Raw genomic sequence first — 8,034 nt, 5'->3', positions numbered from 1 at the left:
ACCGGCGATGACATCGCCATAGCCGCACCAGTCATGCGGCAGCGCGATGGTGGTGAGCTGGCCTTCCGCCTTGGCGGCCTTGACGAGATCGTCCAGCGAATCCGCGGACGAAATCACCGTCGACGCGAAAAGCGCCGCGGCCGAAAGGGAAAGCACTTTCCCCGTGAACTTGAACATGTGTTCTCTCCGTTGAACTGACGCCGTTGGACGCCTGCGATGCGGTATCGTTTTCATGTGACAGCCAGATGAAAGCTTTGTGAAAGCGGCTGCTCGCAGTGCGAAAAAGTAAACTCTTTTTAACCTGATGTAGCAATCGCTCCGCGATTCTTTTTCCGGCTAACTAGTTTGTGCCTTGCCCGTCATCCTCCCCCTTGTTTTCATAGCCCCTTTTCAGATCACTTTGCGGCGCGGAAAACGCCTCAGACCGTGCCGGCAATGGCGTTTTCGAGCAAGGTCAGCGCCGCCTTCTTGGTCAGCTTGACCGGGTTACCGCCGGCGGTCGGATCGACCACCGCCATGTCGGCGATCAGCGCCTTGCGTTTCTTGTCCATGTCGAGCCCCTTGATAAGGCCCGGCAGCGCATGCGGCACCTTCAATTCCTTGCGCAGCTTGATAATCGCCTTGGCGAACCCGTCGAAGCCGCCCTTGATGCCGCAATAGGCGGCGAGCCGGCCGATACGCTCCTCGATGGAGTCACGGTTGAAGGCGAGCACATAGGGCATGAACACCGCATTGGTCATGCCGTGATGGGTGTCATAGAGCGCACCGACCGGATGCGACAGCGAATGGATGGCGCCGAGCCCCTTCTGGAAGGCAGTGGCGCCCATGGCGGCGGCGCTCATCATGTGGGCGCGCGCGACGAGATCCCTGCCGTTGGCATAGGCCTTCGGCAGGTTCTCGAAGACCAGCCTCACACCTTCGACGGCGATGCCGTCGGCCATCGGATGATAGCCCGGCGCGCAATAGGCCTCGAGACAGTGGGCGAGCGCATCCATGCCGGTGCCGGCGGTGATGAAGCCGGGCATGCCGACCGACAGCTCCGGATCGGCAATGACGATTGCTGGCAAAAGTTTCGGATGGAAGATGACCTTCTTGGTGTGCGTCGCCTCATTGGTGATAACGCCGGCGCGGCCAACTTCCGATCCGGTCCCGGCGGTGGTCGGCACGGCGATGATCGGCGCGATGGCGTCCGAATTGGCGCGCGTCCACCAGTCGTCGACATCCTCGAAATCCCATACCGGCCTGACCTGCCCGGCCTGGAAGGCGATCAGCTTGCCGAGATCGAGCGCCGAACCGCCGCCGAAGGCGATGACGCCGTCATGCTTGCCCTTCTTGAACACGGCGATGCCGGCGGTCAGATTGGACTCGACCGGGTTAGGCCTGACCTCGGAGAAGACGCCGTAGGGAACCTTGGCGTCGTCGAGAATCTTCAGCGTCGAGGCGACGACCGGCAGTTTCGCCAGTCCAGGGTCGGTGACGAACAACGGCCGCTTGATGCCGGTGGCCGCCAGCACCTCAGGCAATTCCTTGATGCGGCCGGCGCCGAAGCGGACGGTGGTGGGGTAGTTCCATTTGGAGATCAGCTTGGACATTTTTGTCTTTCAATAAATCAGATGGCTTCGCGCAGATGGAATGATTTCGGCCGGGTCAGATTGTCGTAGCCGATGGCCGACAAGCCCGCACCCTTGCCGGTGTCCTTGACGCCGGTCCAGACCAAGGCGGGGTCGAGGTAGTCGCAGCGGTTCATGAACACCGTGCCGGTCTCGACGCGGTTGCCGATCGCCACGGCATGCTCGGTATCGCGCGTCCAGATCGAAGCGGTCAGCCCGTAGGGACTGTCGTTCATCAGCGCGATCGCCTCTTCGTCGTTGCGCACCTTCATGATGCCGACGATCGGGCCAAAGCTTTCCTCGCGCATGACGCTCATCTGATGATCGACTTCTGTCAGCACCTCAGGTGCCAGATAAGGCGAACCAGCCTTGTCGTTAGCCACCTTCATGTTGATGTGCGCCTTGGCACCCTTGCGCAGCGCTTCCGCCTTCTGTTCACGGATCAGGTCAGCAAAGCGCGCCTGCGCCATCGGTCCCATCGTCGTCGCCTGATCGAGCGGATTGCCGAGGACATAGTTCTTGGTCTCGGCGATGAAGCCTTCGACGAATTCGTCATAGACCTTCTCGTGCACATAAACGCGTTCGATGCCGCAGCAGCACTGGCCGGAATTGTAGAAGGCGCCGTCGACCAGATTGGCGACCGCATGGTCCATCTTGGCGTCGGGCAGCACATAGGCCGGATCCTTGCCGCCAAGCTCGAGGCCGAGCGTCATGAAGGTGCCCGCCGCCGCTTTTTCGATGGCGCGGCCGCCGCCGACCGAACCGGTGAAATTGACGTGGTCGATCTTGCCCGAGCCGAGCAGCCTTTCGGTCTGGGCGTGGTTCAGCACGACATTCTGGAACACGCCCTTGGGCAGGCCGATCTTGTCGAAAGCCTGCTGAAAGCGTTCGCCGACCAGCAGCGTCTGCGCCGCATGCTTCAGGATCACGGTGTTGCCGGCCATCAGCGCCGGCACGATGGTGTTGACGGCGGTCAGATAGGGATAATTCCACGGCGCGATCACCATGACGACGCCGAGCGGGTCTTTCTTCACATAGCGGCGGAAACCGTCCTTGGGGTTGGAGGCCGGCACCGATTTGAGCGCCTGCTCGGCGATCTCGACCATGTAGTTGGTGCGTTCCCTGACGCCGCCGAATTCGCCGCCATAGCGCACGGGGCGCCCCATCTGCCAGGCGATCTCCGGCACGATCTCGTCGGTCATCGCGACCAGCGCTTCCAGCATAGCCAACATGTACTTGCCGCGCTCGACGATAGGTGTCTCAGCCCACTTCTCTTGCGCCGCCTTGGCGCGTTCCACTGCGGCGTTGATCGCCTGGTCTGTAGCAATCGGCCGCTCGGCATAGATCGAGCCATCGACGGGGGTAATGAGTTTGACCGTCTCGGTCATTTTGTAAGTCCTCGTATTCTACAACAAAATCGTATGGCCTGGCGCTGCCCCTCATCTGCCTGCCGGCAGCCTCTCCCCACAGGGAGAGGCTAAGAGTGAAGGGGGGCGCCAACGAACCGTCGATACCTAATACCGCTCGAACCCTCTGTGCAGTTCCCAATCCGTAATCCGGCGGTCGTATTCGAACTGCTCCCACTTTGCGGTGTGGACATAGTGTTCGAGCACATCCTCGCCGAGCGCCTGCTTGAGCATCTTCGACTTCGCCAGCGTGTCGGTGGCATCGCGCAGCGTCTTCGGAATCTCCGGCAGGCGAGATGCCTGATAGGCATCGCCGACGAACGGCTTCTGCAATTCCAGCTTTTCGTCGATGCCGGCAAGGCCGGCGGCGATCAGGGCTGCGAAAGCAAGATACGGGTTGAGGTCGGCGCCACCGATGCGGCATTCCATGCGGATGCCCTTGGTGCCCTCGCCGCACAGGCGGAAGCCTGCGGTGCGGTTGTCCTCGCTCCACATGATCTTGGTCGGCGCGAAGGTGCCGGCCTGGAAGCGCTTGTAGGAGTTGATATAGGGCGCCAGGAACCAGGTGAATTCCTTGGCGTATTTGAGCTGGCCGGCGGCCCATTGCTGGCCGAGTGTCGACAGCGTCCAGTCGGCCTTTTTGTCGAAGAACAGCGGTGTCTTGCCGTCGGCGCTCCACAGCGAATTGTGGATGTGGCTGGAATTGCCGGCGAGCCCGTAATTATACTTGGACATGAACGAAATCGCCTTGCCCTCGGACTCGGCGATTTCCTTGGCGCCGTTCTTCAGGATGACGTGGCGGTCGGCCATGTCGAGCGCCTCGGCATAGCGCACATTGATCTCTTCCTGGCCCGGACCCCACTCGCCCTTGGAATTCTCGATCGGAATGCCGGCCGCTTCCATTTCGTTGCGAAGCCGGCGCATGACGCCTTCTTCCTTGGTGGTGATGCCGATCTGGTAGTCGCCGATATAGGGCGATGCGGTGTCGAGACCTTGCCAGTGCTTCTTGCGGGCCGAATCGTAGGTCTCGTTGAACAGATAGAATTCGAGCTCGGATGCGAAATAGCCGATATAGCCGCGCTCGCTCAGCCGCTTGACCTGCTTCTTCAAGATGGCGCGCGGCGAATGCGGCAGGTCGTCATGCGTGTGGTGGTCGAGCACGTCGCAGATCACGAGCGCGGTCTTTTCCAGCCAGGGAATGCGCCGCAGCGTGGCGAGATCCGGCTTCATGACGAAATCGCCATAGCCCTTCGACCAACTCGCCGCCTTGTAGCCCGGCACCGGCTCCATATCGATGTCGGCGGCCAGCAGATAATTGCATCCATGCGTTTCGTCATGCGCGGAATCGACGAAGTACTGCGCCAGGAAGCGTTTTCCCGCCAGCCGTCCCTGCATGTCGACGATGCAGGCCAGCACGGTGTCGATCTCACCGCTGGAGACCGCTTTCTTCAACTGATCGAACGAGAAATTTCCGGCCATTCCTTTGGCACTCCAGCGCTTGGGCTTTGAATGAGTTGAACGAAACCATGGCCGGCACGATGCCGGCCATGGCCATGATGGTGGAGGTCAGTGGCCGGTTTCGCCGACTGCCTGTTCGGCCGCCTTGATGGCCGCCTGACGCGCCGCAATGATGTCGCCGAGCGGCGGCCCCTGGAAGCGGCGCTTCTCGAAGCCGAACCAGACGACTGCCGTCAGGATGAAGAAGCCGACGGTGATGTAGAGCGCCCAATCGTTCGGCGGCTGGATGCCGATGATGAAGATCAGGATCATTGAGACGATCGACAGGAAGGCGAACAGCATGAACACGCCGCGCCCCATGTTCCAGGGACCCATCTTGTCCCACTTCGGCGTGCCCCAGGCGAGCATGCCGAGCACGATCGGCACGGTGAAGGAGAGGAACAGGAAGATGACGGTGCAGGAAACCACGATGGTGTAGGCCGAAGTGCCTGCGACCGAAACCAGCGTCGAACCCCAGACGAACAGCACCGACAGGATCGAAGCCGTCCAGATCGCCGCCACCGGCGTGCGGTAGGTCGGGCTGACCTTGGCGAGTGCCGCCGAACCCGGCAGGCCGCCGTCACGCGAGAAGGCGAAGATCATGCGCGAGGCAGACGTCACCGTGGCAAGGCCGCACAGCAGCTGCGCGACGAACACGACGAGGTAGACGAACTCCTTGATGCCGGGGCTTACACGCTGGTCGAAGGCCCAGAAGAACACGTTCCAGCCCTGCTTGGCGGCATCGTCCATGTTCGGGATCATCAGCACGAAGGCGGCCAGGAACAGATAGCCGAAAACGGCCGACCAGATCACCGACATGACCATGGCGCGCGGCACGGAAGAAGCCGCCTTGATGGTTTCCTCCGAGGTGTGCGCGGAAGCGTCATAACCGGTGATCGTGTAGATCGGCAGCAACAGTCCGAGCGCGAACACCCAGGCATTCGAGACGGATGGCCACACGCCGGCGCCTGCGTCCCCGGAATAGTTCTTGAAGGTGAAGAGACGGCTGAAATCCCAGGTCTCAGCGGAAGCCAGGCAGACGATGGCGATCAGGATCGAGCCGAAGAAGATGAGATAGCCCGAGAAATCGGTCAGCTTCGCCGTCAGCTTGATGCCGAGATGGTTGATCAGCGCCTGCGCGCCGGTGATGATGATCAGAAAGATCATCTGGTTTGTCAGCGTGCCTTCGATTCCGAGCGTCGGGCCGAAAGCGCCGATGAAAAACGTCCAGGTGCCGACATTGATGGCGCCGAGCACGGTGATCAGGCCGAGCAGATTGAGCCATGCGGTGACCCAGCCGGTGCCGCGGTTGCCGAGGATCGAACCCCAGTGATAGAGGCCGCCGGCCGTCGGATAGGCCGAGCTGATCTGCGACATGGCGACCGCAAAGGTCAGCGAAACGAAGCAGCCGACCAGCCAGCCGATGCCGATGCCGATGCCGCCGGCGCCGGAGGTGGCCTGGGCCAGCGAATTGATGCCGCCCGACAGGATGCAGATGATGGAGAAGGAAACGGCGAAGTTCGAAAAGCGACTGAGGCGCCGCTCCAATTCCTGGGCATAGCCCATGCTGTGGAGGTGCTTTACGTCCTCCGCCTTGTCAACTTCAGTATAACCCGGTGCTGCCATTTTAGTGTCCCCTGTTGGTTTTCGGGTCGGGATGAGATCCCGCCCTAGCTAGCCGATTGAACTGACTTTCCGACTGAATGCGATCTGGTGTGTCCGGCCTCCTCTGGCTCCAGATCCGAAAAAATGCCCGTGAGCAGATCCGCCCATTTCCGCTGCCCGGTCTCGCCGGCGATTTCGTCATTGCGGATTTCGATCATCGCGCAGGGCAGTCCGCGCGGGCGCGCATGCCGTTCCAGCGTGAAATAGACTCGGTCATCAGGTGAATACGGCTCGTTGACCCCGACGGTGACACCGGAAAGCCGCTTCAGCGCCGATATCAGCGGCGCCGCCAGCCGGCGATCCTCGTCATGGATGATGCCGATATGCCAGGGCCGGTTGCGGCCCTTGTATACCGGCGTGAAGGAATGGACCGAAACCAGCCGCGTTTCCTGACCGTGTGACAGCCTGTGGCTGATGATATCCGCAATCGTATCGTGGAAAGGGCGCCACGAAAGCGCGACACGCGCGGCACGCTCACTTTCCGACAGGCCGGCATTGCCCGGTATGGCCGTTGTCTCACTGACCGGCGGCACCAGGTCGGGCGCGTCAAGCGGCCGGTTGCAGTCGATGACAAGGCGCGAAATGCGGGTTTCGACCAGCGTCGCGTCGAGCGCCTGCGCCATGCGGCGGGCAACCGGCAGCGCGCCGGGATCCCAGGCGATGTGGCGCGACAGGTCCTCGACAGCAAGGCCGAGCGTGCCGAATTCGGCGGGCAGGAAGTTCGAGGCGTGATCGCAGGTCAGCACGAAAGGGCTTGATCCGCCGGGGTTCGTCACCCTTACGGTATCAGACGATGCAAGGCTGGCGGGCCGTGCTTTCTCCATACTCTGCCGTCCCCGGGGAGCGCTGTATCGTATGTTACGTATTTTGCCTCATTGCGTCCCTGTGGATGATTTCATACAGTTTGTCCGGCTTTGTCAAATGCGATTTCGGAAAAGACCATCGACCGAGCCAAGGGTGGGGAAAAGATGATTTCCAACATTGCCGAACTGATCGCCGACCGCATCGGCACGATGCCGGCCAGCGAACGGCGCGCGGCCCAGACACTGATTGCCTTCTACCCGATGATCGGCTTGAAAACGGTCGCTGAATTCTCGGCCGCAGCCGGCGTTTCCTCGCCGACGATCCTGCGTTTCGTCGCCCGGTTGGGCTTTCAGAACTATCCGGAGTTCCAGTCGAGCCTGCAGGACGAACTGGCGGCGCAACTGCAATCGCCGGCGACAAGGACGCTCAATCCGCCCTCGCCCGGCGGCGGGACCGTGTCGCCGATGCTGGAAGCGACGCTCGACAATATGCGCGAGACATTCAGGCACCTGTCCGACAAGCAGCTTGCCGACATCGCCGCCCGGCTAGCGGACCGGCGCGGCAAGACCTTCCTGATCGGCGGCCGCTTCACCGATCCGCTGGCGCGCTACATGGCCGCCCACCTCGCCATCATCCAGCCGGATGTCTTTCACCTCGCCGGGCAGGAAAGCATGTGGCGTGACCGGCTGATCGACATGGGCAAGCGCGACGTGCTGGTCATCTTCGACATCAGGCGCTACCAGGACAGCCTCCTCCGCTTCGCCGAGAAGGCGCATCAGCGTGGCGTGCAGATCGTGCTGTTCACCGACCAGTGGCTGTCGCCGATCGCCCGCCTTGCTCGCCATGTCATCGCCGGACGAACCGCGGTGCCGTCGGCATGGGATTCATCGGCGGCCCTTTTCGTCGTCGCCGAAACGCTGATCGGCGCCGTCACCAGGCAACTGGAAGCAGAAGGCGCCAAACGCATTCGCGAGATGGAAAGTCTGCGTTAGTGCATATGCGATGATCCGAAGCGTTACGCATATTTTCTCAAACGTTACATATATTTAATA

At 61.5% G+C, this 8,034-nt stretch carries 6 protein-coding genes and 1 pseudogene; 1 reads left to right on the top strand and 6 read right to left on the bottom strand.

Translation table 11 applies throughout. From position 1 onward, the window contains the following. The 6 genes and pseudogenes from EN990_RS36495 to EN990_RS34295 form a co-directional block, all read right to left on the bottom strand. Window positions 1-177: pseudogene (locus tag EN990_RS36495) on the bottom strand (ABC transporter substrate-binding protein); the annotation flags it as partial. A gap of 242 nt (window positions 178-419) precedes the next feature. Next, window positions 420-1,592 (bottom strand): iron-containing alcohol dehydrogenase, encoded by a 1,173-nt coding sequence (locus tag EN990_RS34315; RefSeq protein ID WP_013529684.1) that lies wholly within the window; start codon window positions 1,590-1,592, stop codon window positions 420-422. A 17-nt stretch (window positions 1,593-1,609) separates the two neighbouring features. Next, window positions 1,610-2,998 carry an aldehyde dehydrogenase family protein gene (locus EN990_RS34310; protein WP_127368668.1) on the bottom strand — a complete coding sequence of 463 codons (1,389 nt, stop codon included), beginning with the start codon at window positions 2,996-2,998 and terminating at the stop codon, window positions 1,610-1,612. A gap of 126 nt (window positions 2,999-3,124) precedes the next feature. Beyond that, entirely contained in the window at window positions 3,125-4,495 is a 1,371-nt protein-coding gene (locus EN990_RS34305) for a glutamine synthetase family protein (RefSeq protein ID WP_013529682.1), read from the bottom strand. Between the two features lie 87 nt (window positions 4,496-4,582). Continuing rightward, window positions 4,583-6,139 (bottom strand): amino acid permease, encoded by a 1,557-nt coding sequence (locus EN990_RS34300; RefSeq protein ID WP_013529681.1) that lies wholly within the window; start codon window positions 6,137-6,139, stop codon window positions 4,583-4,585. A gap of 44 nt (window positions 6,140-6,183) precedes the next feature. Beyond that, entirely contained in the window at window positions 6,184-7,002 is an 819-nt protein-coding gene (locus EN990_RS34295) for an N-formylglutamate amidohydrolase (RefSeq protein ID WP_127366004.1), read from the bottom strand. A 144-nt stretch (window positions 7,003-7,146) separates the two neighbouring features. On the opposite strand from EN990_RS34295, the gene EN990_RS34290 reads away from it, so the two are divergent. Continuing rightward, the gene (locus EN990_RS34290) at window positions 7,147-7,974 is read left to right on the top strand and encodes a MurR/RpiR family transcriptional regulator (protein ID WP_013529679.1); all 828 of its coding nucleotides are present in this window, start codon (window positions 7,147-7,149) and stop codon (window positions 7,972-7,974) included. The last annotated feature ends 60 nt before the right edge of the window (window positions 7,975-8,034 follow it).

This window comes from Mesorhizobium sp. M7A.F.Ca.US.005.03.1.1, assembly GCF_003997975.1.
GTDB classification, from domain to species: Bacteria; Pseudomonadota; Alphaproteobacteria; order Rhizobiales; family Rhizobiaceae; genus Mesorhizobium; species Mesorhizobium ciceri.
This window is presented reverse-complemented; position numbering and strand designations above follow the sequence as displayed.